Origin of the sequence: Pseudomonas sp. 10B238 (genome assembly GCF_000970615.1) — a bacterium.
In the GTDB taxonomy this organism is placed as follows: Bacteria; Pseudomonadota; Gammaproteobacteria; order Pseudomonadales; family Pseudomonadaceae; genus Stutzerimonas.
In genome coordinates this window covers 364,081-383,354 of sequence record NZ_KQ033929.1, presented here as the reverse complement: position 1 = coordinate 383,354, position 19,274 = coordinate 364,081, and the positions used below count along the sequence as shown (strand labels likewise).

The following is a 19,274-nucleotide window of genomic DNA, read 5'->3' as shown; positions in this document are numbered from 1 at the left end:
CGGTGATGACGGCTATCGTGGAATCACACGTAACGACATCAGCAAGCTGAACAGGTAATGCGCCGAGAGCGTGATGGCGTAAACCAGCAAAACCGAAGTAATCGGCAACTCAAGCAGGTGACCGCTGGCGAAGCAGGCGAGGGTGAGCACGGCCCGTTGTATGTTCAATGCCAACAGCAGCCGCTGCCCCTGGAAGACCGAAAGCAGATGCGAAGCGGGCGCATGCATGAATTGGAACAACAGATAAATCGCCAATAACGACGCCATCTCGCCCGCCATCGTCCATTCGGTGCCAAACGCCAACGCAAATATTCGCTCGCCGAAGAGCAGCAGTACTAGCGTCGGCGCGAGCGCGAGGGCCAGCAACCGCTTGATCACCGAATAGGTCAGCGTGCGTATTTCCGCGGGGCGCTTACGTCCAATCGTGGCGATTTCAGCGTAGTAGGCCTTGCTGGTCGAATGCCCGAGCAGATTCATCGGCAGAGCCAGCGTCATCATGGCCAGCCCGAGTTGACCCGTCGTTCGCGGGTCGTAGAGCGCCGCGGTCAGCAGCAAAGGCGCCTGGCTGGAGACGATCTGCAGCAACTGTGAAGGCAGGCGGTAGGTCGGAAAGCTTCGATAGTGCCGCATTAGCCGCCAGGCTCGTAACAGGGTGACCTGGCGCCAGTAGCGCTTCATATCCGCTTCGAACAGCCGTATTAGCCTGACTGTCCCCGCGCCAGCCCCCAACACCTGACCAGCCAGCAGCCCGACCGGCTTCAAACCCAGCAGTCCCAGCGCCACCTTGGCAATCGAACCCACAGCGCTCTGCTGCAGCTGGGTCCGTGCGATGGCCGGATAGGCGCGTCGGCGTACGGCCCAGATCAATAGCACCTCATAGAGACCCGCGCTCGTCAGTGCGACCCCTAGCATCCAGCGATACGGCATCAGCGCTTCCATCGAGACCAAGGTCAGCAAAGCGGGGCCAGCAAGCCACAACAGAATGCCCACAATTACGGTTGTCGCGGCAACGAAGACCGCGGACAGGACCATCAGCGTCATCGCAGTACCGTCCCTGCTGGGCAGCGGAACCGCGAGTTCGTAGCGCAGCGTCATCATGGGGGTAAGAATCAGCAGCAGCGCGGTAAAGACCGACAGGACAGCGAAATGCTCGGGGCTGTAGATGCGAGTGAGGAGCGGGATGGATCCGAGGCCAACAACCCGGGCCAAGCCGTTGCCGACGGCCAGAGTCGCCATGCCCTTGAATACCTTGGCGGAGGCGTTTCCGCCCAGTTGTTGCCGGGCTGCAAGCAGTTTGCCCATAAGGACGCTATGCACTTGAACTCCCTTCCCTGTGGGCGAGTCGCCTGGGCGGCACGCGTGGTCCCTACGGAGCACCATTCTTAGAGTGGGTCATGCCGCGTGATGCTTGAAGTGCATCCGGCAATAAGAAGCTGCTCCCCTGAAAAAGTTTCTGCGGCGGGTAGGCAGTTTTGTCGCACCGACGGTATCGACGCCTTCTGATCAGCGCCGAAGGTCTTTTCGCATGGGGAGCTGATAGATACGGTCGGAGCATCTGTAGCCACGCCACGTCCTGCTTGCTCTTGCAATGGCATAGGCGCTAGCTAATGCCTGGCCCGGATGTCTTAAGCGGCTGCCCTATGCCCACGTCATAAACCAACTCACCGTGGTTGAGTCTTGCTGGCGAGGTATAGGGGTGCAGTGTCAGACGTTGTTCGTCCTGGATATGCAGCACTTCGACCCCGCGCAACTTCAGAACATCCGACACCATGGAGCGGTGGCATCGCCACCAGAGCACTTCGGCACACATGATCGCGGTGGGTTTCTCGGCTGCCAAGCGCAACAGCTGTTGTATCCCGCAGGCGAACTCGTCGGTGTGCAGGTGTTCGGCGTAGCCACGAAAAGAGCTATTGCGCCATGCACTCGCGCTCGGCCCCGGCGTGGCCCGCCGCCGGCCCCCCAGCGCTTCGATCCACTCATAGGCGATCCCATGCTCGGCGAGTGAGGCTTCGAGGTTTGCCGACATGAACTGCGGTAACCGCCTTGAACCCGGAAAACGCCGCACATCGGCGATGGCCCGGATGCCGTAGTGCTCCAGCAAGGCGATGAAGGTCTCGGTTGTTCGGGTGGAATGGCCGACGGTCCAGATCTGCTGGGGCTGAACCGGGCTCATTTAATCCGGCTCAGCGCGCCGCCCTTGTGCATTGCGACGTGATCGGTCTTGTCGCTTTCGATCTCGTATTGAGGGTCTTCGGGGCTGGCGTGTCGCTTGTGCCCTTTATAGTCGGTATCTCGGGTATGCACTTTGACGATGCGCCCCGTCACATGCCCGGCTTCAGAGTTCCAGCGTACGTGGTCACCCTTTTCGAATCGTTCTTGCGCCATAGATCGTTTCTCCATCGTCGATTTCGCCATAGCCACGCCTTCTTTCAGGAAGGGAAGCGCTGCTTCCTCTTCTATCAGCGACCGGAAATCAGGCTTCCTTACGCCTACCGTTTGTCGGGTAAATTAATAGGCCTTTACTTAGCGATCGGCCTGCAAATTCAAAAAAATGACGCTGTAGTAGGTGAAAGCGCAACGGGCTAAAGCGGATTAAACCCTATTTACAGTAGTGGCACTAAGCCACGAACTAATAGCGGATTAATGGCCGGTCAAAATTGTGACGTAGGATTGGCGATCAAAACCCGTCAAATAGATTTTGAATAGTTTTGGAAACCTATTATAAAGACGCCACGCAACGGATTGCCGGGTTCCACTACTGGTGATCCGGTGTCGTTGCAACGCGGTTCGTCCGGTTGCGCAAGTGATGCATCTGCCCCAAGCGCCTGTACGACTTAATTACAACTCCCGCCACTTTTTTAAAGGCTCCGGCCTTTAGAAGTATTAAGTTTCGGAGAGACTAGATGTCTACCAATGTATTTATGGGCGCCCCTAAGGCACTCGTTCGTTCTATCGCGCTCGCTGCAGTATTCAGTGCTGTTACCTTTACAGGCGAAGTGGCTGCTGCCGTCACAGCAAGTACGTCTTCCTCGACCGCTTTCACGTCTTCGATCAACAAGTTCACCAGTAACGATTTCCTTAACGGCGTTTGGCGCCGCACCGCCGCGTTGTCCGTACCGGCCACTTCGGCTTCCATTGCGGCATTCAAGCCGGGCGTTCAGATCAAGTTCGCTGACGGCCAGGTGCGCAAGATCTCTAAGGTCTTCAAGGTTGGAAGCAATCTAAGCATCTATGTACATGGTGGTCTGTTGGATGGCGGTAAAGTCGGCGCCCCGCGCACCGTCAGCACAGTGGTTGCGACTGCAGCCCCTAGCGCGCCAGCTGCCCCGGCTCCGGTTGTAACCGCTCCCAGCGCACCTAGCAGCACCTACACCGCTTCGATGAACAGCTTCACCAATACCGATTGGCAGAATGGCATCTATCGCAAGTCTGCCGGCTTCTCGATCCCTGACACCGGTGCAAACAAGGCCGCGTTCGTGGTCGGTTCATCGGTCAAGTTGGCCGATGGCCAGGTTCGTACGGTCGCTGCGGTCTATGACGTAGGCGCGCATCTCTCTGTCATGCTCAAAGGGACCGCCCTGTCCGCCAGCGCTGTCGGCTATCCCAAGACCATCAGCGTTGTATCCGGCAGCACCGGCACCGCTACGCCGCCAGCGGCCGTTGCGCCTGCTCCGGCGCCGACCCCAGCACCAGCACCAGCCCCGACACCAGCACCTGCTCCGGCTCCGGTAGTCAGTGATGGCAGTGGTATTAATCTTGTGGGTGTCAACTTCGGTTCGGGTGTGTTCGATCCGGGCACTGTTCCGGGTATCTACAATAAGGGCTATACCTACGCGGACGAGTCCTACTACAAGCGTCACGCCGGGCTCGGCTTCAAGCTGATTCGCCTGGGCTTCCTTTGGGAGCGTATCCAGCCCAAGCTGGGTACCGAACTGGACGCAGCTGAACTGGGCCGCATCAAGCAGTCCTTGGATTACGCACAGAAGTACGGCATCAAGGTCGTCCTTGATATGCACAACTACTATCGCTACTACGGCAAGGTCATTAACTCGCCGGAAGTGCCGCGTGCCCAGTTCGCCGAGACCTGGCGCAAGATTGCGGTAGCGGTGTCCAAGCATCCTGCGCTGTATGGCTACGGTCTGATGAACGAGCCTTACAACACTGGTAACAACCTTTGGCCGCAGACGGCTCAGGCTGCTGGGCAGGCGATCCGCAAGATCGATCCGTCCAAGTGGATCATGATCGCCGGTGACCGTTACTCCAGCGCTTTCCACTGGCAGAAGTACAACACCTCGCTGATCAACGATCCGTGGATGCGTGATCCGAAGAACAACTTGGTGTACGAAGCGCATCAGTACCTGGACTTCGATTACTCGGGTACCTACACCAAGCGCGCTGAAACCTTCGCACCGATGCTGGGTGTCGAGCGGGTGAAGCCTTGGGTCGAGTGGCTGAAGGCGAACAAGCTGCGCGGGTTCCTTGGTGAGCACGGCATTCCGGACTTCTCTCCATCTGCTGTGGTCGCGACTGACAACCTGCTGGCTTACCTGAACGCGAACTGCATCCCGAGCACCTACTGGGCTGCCGGTCCTCGCTGGGGTGAGAACATCATGGCGCTGGACGTGTCGAGCGGTAAGCATCGTCCTCAGCTGGCTCCGCTGCAAAAGCATGCCGCTGCCAAGAAGACATGCTCCACCATCGGTCCGCTGTAACAGCGACTGATATTAAAGAACGGGCCTTCGGGCCCGTTTTTTATTGTCTGGGTAATTCTTCTCGGGCGAATAACGGTGCAGTTCGTCGGCTGCGGTTCCGCTCTCAAACTCTCGCGAGATGAGTTTGGCAATCAGCGATACATACAAGGATTGCATATGTTGTCGTTTCGCTTGTTAGTCGCCGCTTCGCTTTAACACAGTATCCATGCGGGATAGAGCGAAATGGTTGGCGAAGTGCCACTTGGTGAAGTACCCGAAGTTAATTTCGTGTTTAGTTTTCATAAGCTTGCGAAGGGCACTTCTCATGGTCCCAAAAGAATGGAACTCAAAAATCTACCCCCGGTCACCATATATGTGCGCACCGAAAATACACAGTTCGCGGCTCACCGCTCCTGCTGTGTCCCTACGGACCGTGGTCTTCCGGCCAAGCCATATAAAAGGTGAATCAAATGACTACACCCGACGAAGAAATTACTGGTTACGGTGGCCAACCTAAGACCGGCCCCAATTCCACAACCAGCTCCACTGGCTCTAACGCCACCAGTTCGACGAGCTCGAACATGGGGTCGAGTGGAAGCCATACCTCTGATACAAGCCAAAGCTCCACTACTGGCTCCAGCACTGCCGGACATGCCGCTGAAGATGCGAAGGCGAAAGCTCGTCAAGCGGCCGATCAGGTGAAAACCCAGGGCAAATCTCAATTGGAAGGCTATCGGGAAACCGCAGCTGATGAAATTGAGAAAGTCGCCCAAAGTGCTAAAGCTGCTGCTCAAGAGCTAGAAGGGCAAGACCGCCTCGGGCTGTCCAACTACGTCTCCGATATGGCGCAGAGCATGGTGCAGTTCTCCGACAGCCTGCGTGGCAAGAGCGTGGACGAGCTGTTCCAAGACGTGAATCGTCTTGCCCGAAACAACCCCGCTCTGTTCCTCACCGGGAGTGTGGCTTTGGGCTTCGGCCTCACCCGTTTTGCCCGTGCTTCGAGCAAGCGCGCTTCGCAAGAAGATTATGGCCATCAGAGCAGCCATGCAGCCAGTGGCTCCAGCAGCCATCACAGCTCCGATCAGGATGAGCTAAACGATCGTCTCAGCACAGGCGAGCCGGGCTCTATCGGTAGTGTCAGCAATGCAGGCGTTTCGTCTGCAACCAGCACTTCCAGACCGACCACCGGAACCTCTGTAGGAACCGGCTCAGCTACCGGCGTCGGAACAGGCCTTGACACAGGCTCCACTGGGACGGGCACCCGCACTGGCGCCAATACCAGCAATGGCTTGGGTGTTGGTTCAAACGCTGGCTCCAGCAGCACTGGTTCCACTACCAGCCGCGACGGCAAGGGTACCGACGGAGGACTTTTCCCATGAGCGAAGCACGTAAGACAACGACCACGACCTCCACAGCCAATACGACTGTGGAGCCTGGCCACCGCGCCGAAAGCGACACCTCTGTAGGTGGCCTGCTTCGTCAGCTAACGCACGAAGTGCCGTCCTTGATCACCAAGGAGCTGGCGCTGGCGAAGGCTGAAATGACCGAGTCGATCCGCGCGACCAAAGCGGGTGCCGGCAGCGTCGCTACCGGCGGTGCAGTGCTTCTCGGCGGTTTCATCGTTCTGTTGATGTCGGCCGTATACGGGCTGAGCAACGTGGTCGAGCCTTGGCTCGCCGCGCTGATCGTTGGCGCTGTCGTAGTGGTTATCGGGTTGATCATGGTGTCGTCCGGCAAGAAGAAGTTTCAGGCTTCTTCGTTCAAGCCGGAGCGCACCATTCATTCGGTCAACAAGGATAAAGAAGCTGTGAAGGGGCACACATCATGAGCACACGTAATCAGATTGATGCCGAAGCGCAAAAGGATCCGGACGAGCTAGAGCGAGAGATCGATCAGACCCGTACCGAGATCGGCAACATTGTTCATGCACTTGAGAACAAGCTGTCTCCCGGTGAGTTGATTGATACCGCGCTGGGCTACGTCAAAGGCGGCGGTGGCGAGTTCTTCAGTAACCTGAGCAATACGGTAAAGGCCAATCCGGTGCCGACCGTGCTCACCTCGATCGGCCTGATCTGGATGATGGCTGGGCAGAATCGCCAGCCTCATTCCAACGTCACCACAGCGGGTTACAACACTGGTTCGAATGGCCCGTCGATGGGTGACAAGCTGTCCGCCAAAACCGCTGGCATCAAGCAGCAAGGTGCCAGCATGAAAGAAAAGGCCAGCCATATGGGTCAGAGCGTTTCCGAGTCGTTGGGCAGTGCGCGCACTCGAGCAAGCGACTCCAGTCGTCAGGCATCTGCGCGGCTTCGCGGTGGTGCAGACCGGGCACGTGGCGGATTCAACCAGCTGTTGCAGGAACAGCCCTTGGCTCTTGGTGCGATCGGTATCGCATTGGGCGCTTTGATTGCTGCGTCGGTCCCACCATCCCGTCGTGAAGACGAAATGCTCGGTGAGGCCAGCGATCGCATGACCGATCAGCTTCGCCACAAAGCGGAAGAGGGCTATCAAAAAGCTTCCGCCAAAGGTGAAGAAGTGGCGAATCGCGTCAAGCAGGATGTCAGCAACAGCAGCGATAGCAATCGCTCGAACTCCGGCTCGACCGGTACTACCGGTACGACGTCAGCCGGTATCTAACGCAGCGCAAACGCTGAGTCGACTGAGTTCGGTGACAGCGTCTGTTTCGCCGGTGCGGGCTTGAGTCCGCACCGGCGAAATTCGATAATGCGCCGCTCGGCGCCGGTGTAGCTCAGTAGGTAGAGCAGCGCATTCGTAATGCGAAGGTCGGGGGTTCGACTCCTCTCACCGGCACCAATGAAATCAAAGGGTTAGCTTCGGCTAGCCCTTTTTCGTTTGGGCTGGTGTCTCACAAGTGTCCCGTTCTTGTCTCGCTAGCCGATGGCCTGGCCGATACAGCGATGAAAGATCCTGGTCATGAGCTGATAGTCGCAGACCACCGCATCAATGTTGGCCTGGATCCACTCGTGCTCTTCGACTTCCCACCAGCTTATTTCGTAGCCGGCATTGATGATGATGTGGTCGAACAGGATCCGCTGCGCCCGGCCGTTTCCCTCACGGAACGGATGGATCATGTTCAGATCGCCATAGAGTTCGGCGACGGCACAAACAAGCTGCTGCCGTGTCATTCCCTCGTACCAGTTAGCTGCAGCCAATCGCCTGAAAAGCTTCGCAGACTCAGCCTCGATTCGAGTTACGTTGCAGAAGTGAGTACCGCCTTTGGATATATCGACGGTGCGAAGCTCTCCAGCCCATTCGTAGACATCGACGAATAGGGTGCGATGTATACGCTGTAGATAGGGAAGATCGTAGGGCGGTAGATCAAAATCAATCGACGTTGCGGCGATTTCGGAGAGGGTGCGCTCGGCATCGTGAAGCGCCTGGTCATCGGTCAGGTCCAGGCGGTTGCGTAGAACCGTGGTGCCTGCATAGCAGAGAGGATCCTGACCAACACCGTACTTATCGAGCATCAGGCCTGCCGAGCGCGCAAGGCTCTCAGGGCGGCTTCGCGAGTTGGGAGTTTCCGTTTAGCGTCAGCTGGCGTGGTATCGAAGCCTTCCAGGCGCAGGCTGGCTGCATAGTTCGATTGGCGGACCTTGGCGTAGTAAGCCTTCTTGTCTTCCAATGTCAGATCGGACATAGCTCAAACCTCGTTCGCGGTGTGCCGTTCATTATAGCGGATGCTAATTCGCAGCGTCTTGTGGCTCTTCCTGGCTAAGCAACGCCAGCGGCGAATGAGTGAGGGCGGTTGCGAAGTGATCGGGCGCTAAGTGCGAGTAGCGCATCGTCATCTTGATATCCCCATGGCCCAGGATTCGTTGCAGCGTGAGGATGTTGCCGCCCTGCATCATGTAGTGGCTGGCGAAGGTGTGCCGCAGGATGTGAGTAAGCTGGCCAGGGGTGTGCAGGCCGGTGCGTTCATAGGCTTTACGGAACGCCGATCGACAGGAGCTGAATAGCCGTCCCGATCCGGGGTAGCCACGTTCCAGCATCAGCTTCACCAAATCATCAGGCACCGGGATCGAGCGGACGCGACCATTCTTCGTCCGAGAGAATCGCACCTGTCCATTGGCGAGCTGATTGCGGGTGATCGATTCAGCCTCGTCCCAGCGGGCGCCGGTAGCCAAGCAGAGTTTCGCGACGGGCAGGGTATGGCTGTTGGTCGAGCGGGCGCATTCATTCAGCACCAGTCGGCATTCGTCCAGGGTGAGAAAGGTCAGCTCGGTTTCGTCGATACGCAGTTGCCGCAGGTTGGCGAGCGGGTTGGCCTCGTGCCAGACGCCCAGGCGGATCAACTCGTTGAACACAGCTTTCAGGTAGCGGTGTTCATGGTTGACGGTTGCCGGGGTACAGCTTTTGAGCCGTTCGGCCCGGTAACGGCTGAATTCCAGCGCGGTCAGCGATGAGGCAATCGGGTTACCCAGGGCTTCGACAATCGCCAGGGTGCGACCGTAGCGTCGCTGATCCTTGAGCTGTATCCCGTGCAGCTCGTACCAGACTTGCACCAGATCGGCTAAGCGCTCACCTGGATCACGGCCACGACGGCTATAGTCTCGGCGCAGATCTGCTACCCAACGTTCGGCTTCGCTTCGGGTGCGAAAGGCGCGTTTGCGTTTGCGGATGCCAGCGGTTCTATCCAGCCAGAAATCGACGTCCCAGCCGTTCGGTCCCTTGGTGATCAAACGGCACGCCCCCAGCGAACATGGCGTTCCTCAAGCAATGCCCTGATATGCTTGTACAGATCCCGCTCGCTCATCTCCTTGGCGGCGTAGTGATCGCGGATGACCGGCCAGCAATCCCATTGCTGTAGGGTCTCGAATGCCTTCTTAGCGCCCACCCGCTCCCTTGCCAGCAGGCTTACGAAGTTTCCCAGGAACAGCTCCACGTTCTTGCCCGAGAAGCCTCGAGAGGTCTTGTAGTAGCGTTTGTATTCGGTGTCATCGATCAGCGAATCCACCGCCACATCAACCCGTACGTCATCGCGCATCAGTGTCCAGATCGGCTCGTAGTAACCAGGGCGGGCAATCAACTTGAACTGGCGCAGACCGTAGCGCCACAGACCGTCAAGGTGAGCGGAGAAGGTATCGAAGGAATCCGTCTCGATGGCTTTGCCGGTCTTCACGTCAATCGAGCCGCTGGCGAACTGCTGGATGACCGAATGGTGATAACGCAGCTCGACCCGCCACACATCCTGGGATAGATCGTAGTTGTCCGGGTCGCCCGCATCGAACGAATCCCGACGCCGCCAGACGCTTTCCCAGAAGTCGAGCTTGTCGGTCGCGCGGGCCTGCTCGGTCTTGTTGTAGATGCAGAGCTGCACACCACCGGCAGAACCGAACATTGAGGTTTCACCCCGCCCGTAGACGCTCGACTTGGTGGCCCACTCAATCTGGTTGATGCCCGAGATATCGCGGTGCGTCCTGGCCCGGCAATGGAGGCGGGCGACCAGATCTGCCGGAGGCGTCCAGCCTTGCAGATCCAGGGCAAGGTGGACGGCACACTGATTGCGTTCCCGATGAGTCATCACGGCGGCAGCGTAGTAGTCCATCCGCTCTTGCAGACGTTCTGGTGACAGCGCGTCGATGGCGTGCGGTGATACCTCAATTTTCAGATGAGGGCCAATTTGCTCCAGCTTGGCGTTGAAGTTCTTGATGAGCAGGATGAAGCCCAGGTCGGCGTTCTGCAGCTTGTACTGATAGCCCGAGTCCCGGCCCACACGCCCGGCATGCCAAATCTGCCCGGCAAACTCGACCATTGCGCCCGGCTTCTCGAACAGCGCCATGATCTCCGGTCGGATCAACCCGCGGTACAGCTGTCGAACCGTATCGACGCCGCAGCGCAGCAGGCGAACGCCTGACAGGTCCTTGAAGCCCGTATAGCCAATGTCCAAGAACAGCCGGCCGGTGCTGCTTTCCTCGCCGGTGGTTCGGTCAACGCGGATGAAATCTTTAACTTGCATCGGTTTTACCTTTATTGAGCTTTTGCCACTGAACCCACAACTGGTTATCTGACGTGTTACAGGGACGTCAGCGCGGCGGCGCGCGCTGGCTGCGCACGCTCACGCGCCTCGTGCCTCCGCGCGTGTGAGAGTGCTCGGCCAGCGCGCACCAAGGTTTCTCAATCCAGTTGGTTGGGTCAGAGAAATAATCGAACGGATCACTAGGGCAGGCGCGTTCATAGGGAGGGGCGAGCAGAGCGGGTTGGCCGTTGGGCGGCAACGCGGCGACCCAGGCGCTCCAGGGAATGAGGCCGATCAGTAGTAGAAACAACAGACGGGGGCGCTCGGCCAGCAGCGCGGCGAAGGCGCGAGGGAGGCGGGCGAAAGCAAAGCACACCAAGGGCGCTGCCCTTGTCATCCCGCTCTTGCCGCCGAGGGCTCGGGAGCGTGGGGTGAAAAAGCTACCCCACACTCCCAGCGATAGGCTGTTCATGGTCGTGCAGGGTCAAGGGTGCGCTGCGCCCGTGCTTCCGTTCGCCGGAACGGTGAAGCTGTTCCGACGAGCCGGGAGCGCGGCCCTTGACCTTGCAGAGTTAGGAAGGGCGATACGGCCCAGTACGTTGCCGGAACCATGCCGGTCGCGGTGCCGCATCACCCTGATCGTGCGAATGTCCGAGAAGAACACTTCGTTGGGATGGCGCTCCTGCGCGTTGAGATCGAAGGTCAGGAAATAAGCTTGGTCGTGAACGCCTTCCATCGGCAGCGCCACACCGACGATATGCAGGCAGTACCAGTAGGATTCCGGCTCATCATCCCAGTGCAGCTCAACCAGAACGGTCTGGCCGATATAGTCCTGGGCAGTGGAGGCATCCACAACGGCGTGCTGGCTAGTCATGGCTGTAATCCCCCGCGGCGAAGCTCTCCTTGCCGCTCAGCAGGTCCGCCCGCAGCTTGCCCACGTTCACCATGCGGAAGTCCGAGAAGGTGACGCTGGGTAGCGTGCCGTTCTCTACCCACTCAGTGACTTCCTCAACCGGAATGCCGCTGGCCGAGGCGAAGGTAACGATGCTGCACAGGTTGCTGATGGCCGCGCCCAGGGGCACAACATTGCTGCCGGTTTGGTCTGCGTTCGGCTTACTCATCGGTGTAGTCCCCCTGGGCGAAGATGGTTTTGCCCTTTGCCAGATCAGCGCGGATTTGGGCGAGGTTGACGAGGCGAGGGCGGCCCATCTTCACGCTGGGAATGGTTCCGCTCTGCATCCAGGCAATCACGGTGTCTACCGAAACGCCGTTCATGGCAGCGTATGTTTCCTTGCTGCAGGTGAGCGCGTTACGGCAATCGAGGTAGATCACTCGTCTGCCGTCCAGATCGAAGCTCACGTCGAAAGGTGGTTGGTCCAGATGCTGTGTACTCATCGCCTATCCCTGCCTCTGAAATGCTCATAAACTGTGGTTAATGGGTGTTTAGTGATTAGTATCTATTGCTAATCACATGATGCGAATATATCGGCACTGGTAGATAGTTAGTAGCACTATTTGCCAATTTATTAGACGAATTAAGAATGATAAGAGACAGGCTTATAGCCATCTGGGATGCCAAGGCGTTGACGGCCAAGAAGCTCGAGGAGCTGACCGGGATCGATCGCGAGAAGTGGTATGCCTTGAGGGGAGGCAAGCGACGGGTCAACGAGGATGACATCGAGGGCATCTTGGCGATCACGCCTGAATATGCCCTTTGGCTGGTAAGCGGAAAGATCGCGCCTGAGTCGGGCCAGATCAGCCCGGCCTACGCCGAAGCGGACCTAAAGTTGGCAGAACAAAACGCGGGCAGCAAATAACAGCGGAAGCGGCCCGGCGATGGTTCGCCAAGTAATTAGATAGCAAGTCCTTCAGGGATGCAGCTCTACATCAATATCAAAAGGTGAATGATAGCAATGGAGTCAAGCCACTTTTTCTCCCAAGTAGAGCATGCAGAAAAATTCTCATCTGCGTTGAATATATTCTGTCGCATTGCTGACGAGCATGAGCGGCAAACCTATATTCTTCAAAGGCCGCTATCTAACGAAGGTGAGGAATACTCCCATAGCGACTACCTCATCTATCTTTCCTCAAAGCGGAAGATATTAATTTTTGATTACTCCCAAGATGAAGAGCTTGCGGAGAATGTCCGATCAGAGATCATAGAGGACCTAATCGCTTATTCTAAAAGATTTAAGTACAACAAAATCATTGGAAGAAGCTCATCTTGGTCGGACTTGATAAGTACGGTGAATGTGGATTGTCATTTTGACGAAGAGGGTCTTTATCGGCAGGTAATTGAAGAAGCTGCCTTACATGATCCTGCGGAGATTAAAAAATGTGATCTGCTTATTTCTTTGCTGACCGGTAGTATTAACGATATTGAAAAAGTAAAGGCTGACATTCCAGAGAGCAACCTGGACAAGGTCAAGCAAAAAATTATGCTTTTTGATAGAGATCAAACGCGCTTTATTTATAGCAAGCCTGAGAGGAAAGTTATCCGTATCCAAGGTCTTTCCGGCACAGGTAAGACTGAGCTGCTTTTACATAAACTAAAAGAGCTGTACGTTAAAAATTCAAAAAGCAAAATTTACTTTACTTGTCACAGTAAAATTCTTGCTAGTACCTTGAGGAATCGCGTGCCCGAGTTCTTTAACTTTATGAAAGTTGATGAACAGATTCAATGGGAGAAACGGCTTTGGTGTACTCATGCCTGGGGATCGTCTGGGCTGCCTAATACTGGGCTTTACGCATACATATGCGTTTCATATGGCATTCCATTCTATAACTTCCAGCAAGTCTCGAGTATCGACGGTGCGGCAGAGCTGGCTTTGGCGCATCTACAGAAGAAATATACAGATCTGGAAAAAATACCGGCGCTTTTTGACTATATATTAATTGATGAAAGCCAGGATTTTGGTGAAAACTTTTTCAAGTTATGTGAAATTGCTACAGCCAAGCATCTATATATTGCTGGGGATATTTTTCAAAGTATTTTTGATAGTGCGCGAGCCCAAACATTCGGTTCCGACTATTTGTTAAGTAAGTGCTACAGGACAGACCCTAGAACGCTAATGGCCGCACATGGTATTGGTATGGGGTTGTTCGAAAATACAAAGCTTCAATGGCTCGAAGATGAAGAGTGGAAAGATTGTGGCTATGTATTCACAAAGCGTCCAATCAATGCGCATGGAGTTCATGAGTATACTTTAAGCAGAAAGCCATTACGAAGATTTGAGGATATAGATAATAAAGAAAGCTTGGTAATAATGCCGGAGCATCAGACTGGGCCCGTTGAAAATATAATAAGCGCACTGCGGGAAATAAATGCTGAGAACCCGACAGTTACGCCGGACGATATTGGTGTTGTTATTTTAAAAAATAATAAATCAGTGGCGGCCTACTCTGATATGTTGCAGCGAGAAATTTATGAGCTTTGGGGTTGGTCTCTCAATAAAGCATACGAGACGAAGGAGAAGGTAAAGGGCTCGCTTTTTATAAGTAACAAAAATCATGTTAAGGGCTTGGAGTTTCCTTTTGTTATTTGTGTTGCTGACATAAATAATACTAGTTTAAATCTTCGTAACTCGCTTTATATGGTTCTCACGCGTTCATTCCTAAAAAGCTATTTTGTAGTTAATGAAGCTAGGAATCATGAGGTGCTTCGTCAAATTCAACGTGGCATCGATAATATCAGGGAGCGAGATGTTATCGTCACTATTGAGCCGAGCGCGGAAGAAAAAGAGCGTATTAGAACTAGAATTCAGAGGAATGCACGAAGACTATCGTATATGGACACTTTTAATGAGATTCTAGACGGACTTAGCGTGCTAGATTCTCATCAACGACAAAAGCTATGGTCCATAGCTACTAGCTTACAATACGAAGAAAGATATGCATCTTCTGATATTGAGGAGTTTCGAGAGGACCTGACTGCGTTCTTAACAACTAATCTGCCTTTTGTTGGTAGGGTGTAAAGGTGGATTTTTATAAGTATAAAATGTCTAGGTTTTTAAAGGATCGCGTGTTTTCTCCGTGCCGAGGAAAGGCCGAAATGGTTGTAAGGCTGGCGGAAATCATGGCGGAGCTTTGTTTTACTCCAGAGGTTAATCGCGATCCTGATCTAGTTATTGCCGTTGGTAAAACACAACGAATGTTTGTAGTGAGCACTGGGAAGATATTTTCAGTGCAATTTCCATTTACGGTTAAAAGGGCTGCGACTAGGGATTTACCAAATCAGTTCTATATGCTCGGGATCGAGATAGATAATTATGTTCTTTCGCGTGTTTCAGCTATAGTTTATGAGAATTTTATGCACATGGATAATGATGTGTATAGCCTCATGGAGAGTGTTCTAACTGAGCATTCGGTGGCTCCTAATGCAGGCGCACAGACATATCAAGAGGCAGTTTGGAAGGTTCTAAAGGCGTTTCTGATGATGGAAGATGGTTATTTGCGGTATGACAATGATCCCGCCAACGCAGACCCAGAGCTTCATCCACTCAACCATCTAGACGTTTTTTACTCTCCAGAATGTACTTTTAAGATTGGCCTAGATAGAACTGTGGATAATGAGGCTTTGATGGATATATTAAATCCGCAAACAAAGTGCAGATCTATTGTTGTGTAGTAAATACACGGCTGGTGCTATCTAAAGCGAGGCTCGTAGTGATGAAGGTGTCTGGCATCCTGCCATGCTCGATGGTCCACCGCATCGCCGCGCTCTATAACCTCGCCGGTTGCGTAATGCACCGAAAGCGTCCTGCCTAAGAGGTGTCCCAAAAGGTGGCGAAATTGCCGCGCAGTGGGTACTAGCCAAGAAACGGCACCCCTAAAACCTCCGTAGTTGCTGGCTTCCAGCCTTTATGATGACAGGTGCTGATCTTTCGTAATGCGAAGGTCGGGGGTTCGACTCCTCTCACCGGCACCAATGAAATCAAAGGCTCGCAGCGATGCGGGCCTTTTTCATTTATGGGTCGGGGTTACGCCAGGGTTACGTTTCCACTCATTGGCAGTGTCCGCACTGGTTCTGCTCACTTGCCGAGGCGAGACTCCGCAGCGTGGCCTGGCGAGGGGACTACAACGAACACTGACCGCACGGTGCTTCTGTAATCACACCCCAGCCGAGTTCGCTGCGCATTGGCGAGGGAGCCAGCACCAAACGCAACACGAAATATTGATATCAACCCCAGGGTCAACTAAATAGGCAGCGGTACTAAAGCTGGGGGCAGGGCATGCAGCACATCACACCCACGGCTGCTTTGGGCCTCGAAGCTATCAGTCGTTACGGGCTGCTCTCGGCCAAAAGCAGCCACTCAGAAGAGGCTATGAGAATGGAGCTATTTAAGGTTTCACCCCTCTAGATGCGACTTACAAACGAACTGTTGAGCCTGCTCAATGAGTTACAAAGTTCAGTCCGCTGAAGATAAATCGAACCCTTTCTCTGCGCTTGGCTGTTACCGAAGACTGGTCAACTAGGTTGTACCTGCTCGGCTATGTGCCTGCTCAGATAGTCGAGAAAGCAGGTGATGCGTGAAGCCAGCGCGGTGTTGCGGTAGTAAACTGCATGCACCGGTTGGCGCACCTCGACTGTATCGCGCAGTAGTAATTGCACCAAATCACCACGGGCTCTGTCTGCATCAGTCATGAAGTCGGCGAGGCAGACAATGCCCCCGCCGGCCAAGGAGAGTTGACGCAGGGTCTCCCCACTAGAAGCGCTGACACTCGGACTGATGCTTAGCGAGTCCCCAAGAGCGTGGCGCAGTGGCCATTGGTTGAGGCTGTCGGGTTGAGTAAAGCCGAGCAGACTATGGCTGCTCAGTTCCTCGACGCTTTGTGGCGTACCTTGGGCCCTGAGATAGGTCGGGCTAGCGAGGATGCGAAGACGACTTGTGCACAATGGCCGCGCATGCAGGGTTGAGTCACGCAGCGTACCGATGCGAATGGCGATATCGGTACGCTGCTCAAGCAGGTCGATGATCTGCTCGCTACTGTGTAATTCCAGCTGGATCTGCGGGTATTGAGCACGAAAGCCCGATACCAGAGGCACCACCGTATGCAGCATGAACGGCGAGGCAGCGTTGATCCTTAGACGGCCTGCGGGTTTCTGTCGGCGAATTTTCATCTGCTCTTCGGCGTCTTCCACCGCATCGACAATTCTGCGCGCCTGAACGAGAAAGGCCTGACCCTCCTCGGTCAGTTCTAGGCGGCGCGTTGTGCGGCGTAACAGGGTGACATCGAGCTTTTCTTCCAAACGACTGAGCGCCCGGCTGACACCGGAAGGCGTCTGAGTCAGTTGTTCGGCCGCAGCGCTGATAGAGCCGCTGTCCACCACGTTGACGAAGGCCAGCATTTCATCGAGTGTCGTCTTCATTCGTGCACTACAGTCAAATATCTTATGCTTACAACCCTATTTTATAGCACGAATTATCCGGTGAAACTGTACGCCACACAGTCAACAGGTTCTGTTCAAAGCCTCACTACATAGCTTTAAAAAGAATCTTCACCGGAGTAATACAATGCCCATCGCTCTACTGGCGCTAACCCTGAGCGCTTTTGCCATTGGTACCACCGAGTTTGTTATCGTTGGCCTGCTTCCTACCATCGCCGCCGATCTCGGTGTCAGCTTGCCCTCTGCGGGTCTGTTGATCAGCCTGTATGCCCTCGGCGTAGCCATCGGCGCGCCACTGCTTACCGCAATGACCGGCAAGGTGCCGCGTAAAGCCTTGCTGCTAGGCCTGATGGTGTTGTTCACCGCAGGAAATCTGCTGGCCTGGCAAGCACCAAGTTATGAATCTTTGATAATCGCGCGGGTCATCACTGGTTTGGCCCATGGTGTGTTCTTCTCCATCGGCTCGACCATCGCCACCAGTCTGGTTCCTAAGGAGAAAGCCGCCAGCGCGATTGCCATCATGTTCACCGGCCTGACCGTAGCGCTGGTAACCGGTGTGCCGCTCGGCACCTTTATCGGCCAGCACTTCGGCTGGCGCGAAACATTCCTCGCGGTATCCGCGCTGGGCGTGATCGCCTTTATCGGCAGCCTGCTGTATGTACCGAAGAACATTCAGCACAACAAACCAGCCTCCGTACTGCAGCAACTGCAAGTACTCAAGCAACCACGCCTGCTGCTGGTGTATGCGATGACGGCCATCGGTTACGGCGGCTCATTCACCGCGTTCACTTTTCTAGCGCCGATCCTGCAAGAGATCGCCGGCTTCAGCGCTGCGAGCGTCAGTTTAGTGTTGCTGGTATATGGCGTGTCCGTGGCGTTCGGCAATATTTGGGGCGGCAAGCTTGCGGATAAACGCGGACCTATCAGCGCACTAAAAATCATCTTTTTGCTGCTCGCGGCCGTGCTGTTTATGCTCACCTTCACCGCCCATAATCCGTGGTTGGCACTGCTTACTGTACTGATCTGGGGTGCGGTGGCCTTCGGTAATGTCCCGGGGCTGCAGGTGTATATAGTGCGCCAGGCAGAGCATCACACCCCCCACGCCGTCGACGTAGCGTCGGGCCTGAACATCGCCGCATTCAATCTCGGCATTGCAGGTGGTGCATGGGGTGGAGGGCTGATCGTGGAGAACCTGGGGCTGATCCACACAGCCTGGATTGGTGCGCTGGTGGTGCTGGTGGCCTACGCGCTGACGACCTGGAGCGGTTATTTAGATCGCAAAAGTCCGCTGACACAAACAAGTGGGAACAACAGCTTGGTCGTCGGTCATTGATCAACTATGGAGATGCCAAAGTTGCTTTCAGGGTCTTATAAGCGAACTGCTGAGCCTCCTCAAAGTATTACTTAGTTCGGCCTGCTGCGATTCGGTTAGCGACGGTTTATTTTCGACCGTCGCTGCTGTTGTTTGAGTCATTCCTGCTTTTGTAGACGCTCGATGACCGCTAATGGCCGGTTGCTGCCGATCCGAGGAGCATCGTCAAGTGGAAAGAGCGGATCACGAAAATTGAGAAGCCAGGTAGTACCTGGCTTCTCGTTCGTCGCAGGGGCTACTTGACCCAACCCTCAACAACGTCTGCGCCGTGTTTCTCTTTCCAGGCTTTCAGAATCTTATGGTTGCCGCCTTTGGTCTCTACCACCTCGCCGGTATCGGGGTGCTTGTATATCTTGAGTTGGCGCTGCCGGCGCGGACCACGAGTAGCCGGAATGGCAGTAGTGCCATCCGCTTGCGGGTCCAATAGAGATATGATGTCCCGCAGGCTCACTCCATAGTCGACCATCAGATTACGTAGCTTTTCCTCGAACTCGATTTCGCGCTTGAGCTCTCCGTCATTTTTAAGAGCATCAAGCTGCTTGAGGTGTGCTGCGAGTTGGGCTTCTAAAGCTTTGAATTCTGCGAGCTTGGACATGGGCACCTTTCTATGGAACGGATGAGACTTCGTTGTAGCGCCACTTTACCGCGTGCCCCCCCGGTAGGAGAAAGGCTAGCTTTCGCGTGACGAGCTGAGCACGGAAGGTCACCTACCACCAGAAGCGGCCGGTGTCCGATAAACAAATACGTCCCCTTTCCCACCCAGGCCGCGCGCCACTATCGGTGCCTAGGAGCCTGCCGGACTTAACGCTGTCCTACTGCGGAAAGCCGGACTTACCCATTTCCGCC

The 19,274-nt window shown here is 55.2% G+C and carries 21 protein-coding genes, 1 tRNA gene and 1 pseudogene; 10 read left to right on the top strand and 13 right to left on the bottom strand.

Annotated elements, in window-relative coordinates:
• Nucleotides 1–12 precede the first annotated feature (12 nt).
• The 3 genes from RT21_RS06555 to RT21_RS06545 form a co-directional block, all read right to left on the bottom strand.
• The gene (locus RT21_RS06555) at nucleotides 13–1,317 is read right to left on the bottom strand and encodes a lipopolysaccharide biosynthesis protein (protein WP_157825663.1); all 1,305 of its coding nucleotides are present in this window, start codon (nucleotides 1,315–1,317) and stop codon (nucleotides 13–15) included.
• Nucleotides 1,318–1,600: 283 nt separating this feature from the next.
• Complete coding sequence (locus tag RT21_RS06550) at nucleotides 1,601–2,173, bottom strand: DUF488 domain-containing protein (protein WP_045429110.1); 573 nt, start codon at nucleotides 2,171–2,173, stop codon at nucleotides 1,601–1,603.
• On the bottom strand, nucleotides 2,170–2,385 hold the full coding sequence (locus RT21_RS06545) for a hypervirulence associated TUDOR domain-containing protein (protein ID WP_046162080.1): 216 nt from the start codon (nucleotides 2,383–2,385) through the stop codon (nucleotides 2,170–2,172). Before RT21_RS06545 ends, RT21_RS06550 begins: the two co-directional genes overlap by 4 nt.
• A 518-nt stretch (nucleotides 2,386–2,903) precedes the next feature.
• On the opposite strand from RT21_RS06545, the gene RT21_RS06540 reads away from it, so the two are divergent.
• The 5 genes from RT21_RS06540 to RT21_RS06520 all read left to right on the top strand — a co-directional run bounded on the left by RT21_RS06540 (nucleotide 2,904) and on the right by RT21_RS06520 (nucleotide 7,505).
• Nucleotides 2,904–4,712 (top strand): glycoside hydrolase family 5 protein, encoded by a 1,809-nt coding sequence (locus RT21_RS06540; RefSeq protein WP_046162079.1) that lies wholly within the window; start codon nucleotides 2,904–2,906, stop codon nucleotides 4,710–4,712.
• A 449-nt stretch (nucleotides 4,713–5,161) separates the two neighbouring features.
• On the top strand, nucleotides 5,162–6,070 hold the full coding sequence (locus RT21_RS06535; protein ID WP_046162078.1) for a hypothetical protein: 909 nt from the start codon (nucleotides 5,162–5,164) through the stop codon (nucleotides 6,068–6,070).
• Nucleotides 6,067–6,519, top strand: coding sequence for a phage holin family protein (locus RT21_RS06530; RefSeq protein WP_046162077.1), 453 nt, complete (start codon nucleotides 6,067–6,069; stop codon nucleotides 6,517–6,519). The genes RT21_RS06535 and RT21_RS06530 overlap by 4 nt, the downstream gene beginning before the upstream one ends.
• Nucleotides 6,516–7,328, top strand: coding sequence for a DUF3618 domain-containing protein (locus RT21_RS06525; RefSeq protein ID WP_045429101.1), 813 nt, complete (start codon nucleotides 6,516–6,518; stop codon nucleotides 7,326–7,328). Before RT21_RS06530 ends, RT21_RS06525 begins: the two co-directional genes overlap by 4 nt.
• Before the next feature lie 101 nt (nucleotides 7,329–7,429).
• Nucleotides 7,430–7,505 (top strand) — tRNA-Thr (locus RT21_RS06520).
• A 77-nt stretch (nucleotides 7,506–7,582) separates the two neighbouring features.
• On the opposite strand, the gene RT21_RS06515 is transcribed toward RT21_RS06520, so the two are convergent.
• From RT21_RS06515 to RT21_RS06485, 8 genes are all read right to left on the bottom strand, one after another.
• Nucleotides 7,583–8,179 (bottom strand): putative adenosine monophosphate-protein transferase Fic, encoded by a 597-nt coding sequence (locus tag RT21_RS06515; RefSeq protein WP_046162076.1) that lies wholly within the window; start codon nucleotides 8,177–8,179, stop codon nucleotides 7,583–7,585.
• On the bottom strand, nucleotides 8,179–8,349 hold the full coding sequence (locus tag RT21_RS23190; protein WP_082082122.1) for a YhfG family protein: 171 nt from the start codon (nucleotides 8,347–8,349) through the stop codon (nucleotides 8,179–8,181). The genes RT21_RS06515 and RT21_RS23190 overlap by 1 nt, the downstream gene beginning before the upstream one ends.
• A gap of 43 nt (nucleotides 8,350–8,392) precedes the next feature.
• A complete protein-coding gene (locus RT21_RS06510) occupies nucleotides 8,393–9,391 on the bottom strand; it encodes a phage integrase (protein WP_046162075.1) in 999 nt (332 codons plus the stop codon).
• Nucleotides 9,388–10,668, bottom strand: coding sequence for a hypothetical protein (locus RT21_RS06505; protein WP_046162074.1), 1,281 nt, complete (start codon nucleotides 10,666–10,668; stop codon nucleotides 9,388–9,390). The genes RT21_RS06510 and RT21_RS06505 overlap by 4 nt, the downstream gene beginning before the upstream one ends.
• Before the next feature lie 67 nt (nucleotides 10,669–10,735).
• Nucleotides 10,736–11,065, bottom strand: a complete 330-nt coding sequence (locus RT21_RS23555; protein ID WP_046162073.1) for a hypothetical protein — start codon at nucleotides 11,063–11,065, stop codon at nucleotides 10,736–10,738.
• An 87-nt stretch (nucleotides 11,066–11,152) separates the two neighbouring features.
• Entirely contained in the window at nucleotides 11,153–11,542 is a 390-nt protein-coding gene (locus tag RT21_RS06495) for a hypothetical protein (protein ID WP_045158494.1), read from the bottom strand.
• The gene (locus RT21_RS06490; protein ID WP_008570048.1) at nucleotides 11,535–11,789 is read right to left on the bottom strand and encodes a hypothetical protein; all 255 of its coding nucleotides are present in this window, start codon (nucleotides 11,787–11,789) and stop codon (nucleotides 11,535–11,537) included. Before RT21_RS06490 ends, RT21_RS06495 begins: the two co-directional genes overlap by 8 nt.
• Complete coding sequence (locus tag RT21_RS06485) at nucleotides 11,782–12,063, bottom strand: MerR family transcriptional regulator (RefSeq protein ID WP_008570047.1); 282 nt, start codon at nucleotides 12,061–12,063, stop codon at nucleotides 11,782–11,784. The genes RT21_RS06490 and RT21_RS06485 overlap by 8 nt, the downstream gene beginning before the upstream one ends.
• A 146-nt stretch (nucleotides 12,064–12,209) precedes the next feature.
• Here RT21_RS06485 and RT21_RS06480 point away from each other — a divergent pair, with 146 nt between their 5' ends.
• From RT21_RS06480 to RT21_RS24085, 4 genes and pseudogenes are all read left to right on the top strand, one after another.
• The gene (locus tag RT21_RS06480) at nucleotides 12,210–12,485 is read left to right on the top strand and encodes a hypothetical protein (RefSeq protein ID WP_014851980.1); all 276 of its coding nucleotides are present in this window, start codon (nucleotides 12,210–12,212) and stop codon (nucleotides 12,483–12,485) included.
• 96 nt (nucleotides 12,486–12,581) lie between these two features.
• Nucleotides 12,582–14,642 (top strand): STM2767 family DEAD/DEAH box helicase, encoded by a 2,061-nt coding sequence (locus tag RT21_RS06475; RefSeq protein ID WP_052724728.1) that lies wholly within the window; start codon nucleotides 12,582–12,584, stop codon nucleotides 14,640–14,642.
• A gap of 77 nt (nucleotides 14,643–14,719) precedes the next feature.
• Nucleotides 14,720–15,295 carry an STM2766 family helicase-associated protein gene (locus tag RT21_RS23005; RefSeq protein WP_052724727.1) on the top strand — a complete coding sequence of 192 codons (576 nt, stop codon included), beginning with the start codon at nucleotides 14,720–14,722 and terminating at the stop codon, nucleotides 15,293–15,295.
• Nucleotides 15,296–15,686: 391 nt separating this feature from the next.
• Nucleotides 15,687–15,871: pseudogene (locus RT21_RS24085) on the top strand (IS3 family transposase); the annotation flags it as partial.
• A 264-nt stretch (nucleotides 15,872–16,135) separates the two neighbouring features.
• On the opposite strand, the gene RT21_RS06465 reads toward RT21_RS24085, so the two are convergent.
• Nucleotides 16,136–17,038: a LysR substrate-binding domain-containing protein gene (locus RT21_RS06465; protein WP_045429099.1), complete on the bottom strand. Its 903-nt coding sequence runs from the start codon at nucleotides 17,036–17,038 to the stop codon at nucleotides 16,136–16,138.
• Between the two features lie 145 nt (nucleotides 17,039–17,183).
• Between RT21_RS06465 and RT21_RS06460 the strand changes: the two genes are divergently transcribed.
• Nucleotides 17,184–18,389, top strand: a complete 1,206-nt coding sequence (locus RT21_RS06460; RefSeq protein WP_046162071.1) for an MFS transporter — start codon at nucleotides 17,184–17,186, stop codon at nucleotides 18,387–18,389.
• 274 nt (nucleotides 18,390–18,663) lie between these two features.
• On the opposite strand, the gene RT21_RS06455 is transcribed toward RT21_RS06460, so the two are convergent.
• On the bottom strand, nucleotides 18,664–19,023 hold the full coding sequence (locus RT21_RS06455) for a histone-like nucleoid-structuring protein, MvaT/MvaU family (RefSeq protein WP_046162070.1): 360 nt from the start codon (nucleotides 19,021–19,023) through the stop codon (nucleotides 18,664–18,666).
• Nucleotides 19,024–19,274 lie beyond the last annotated feature (251 nt).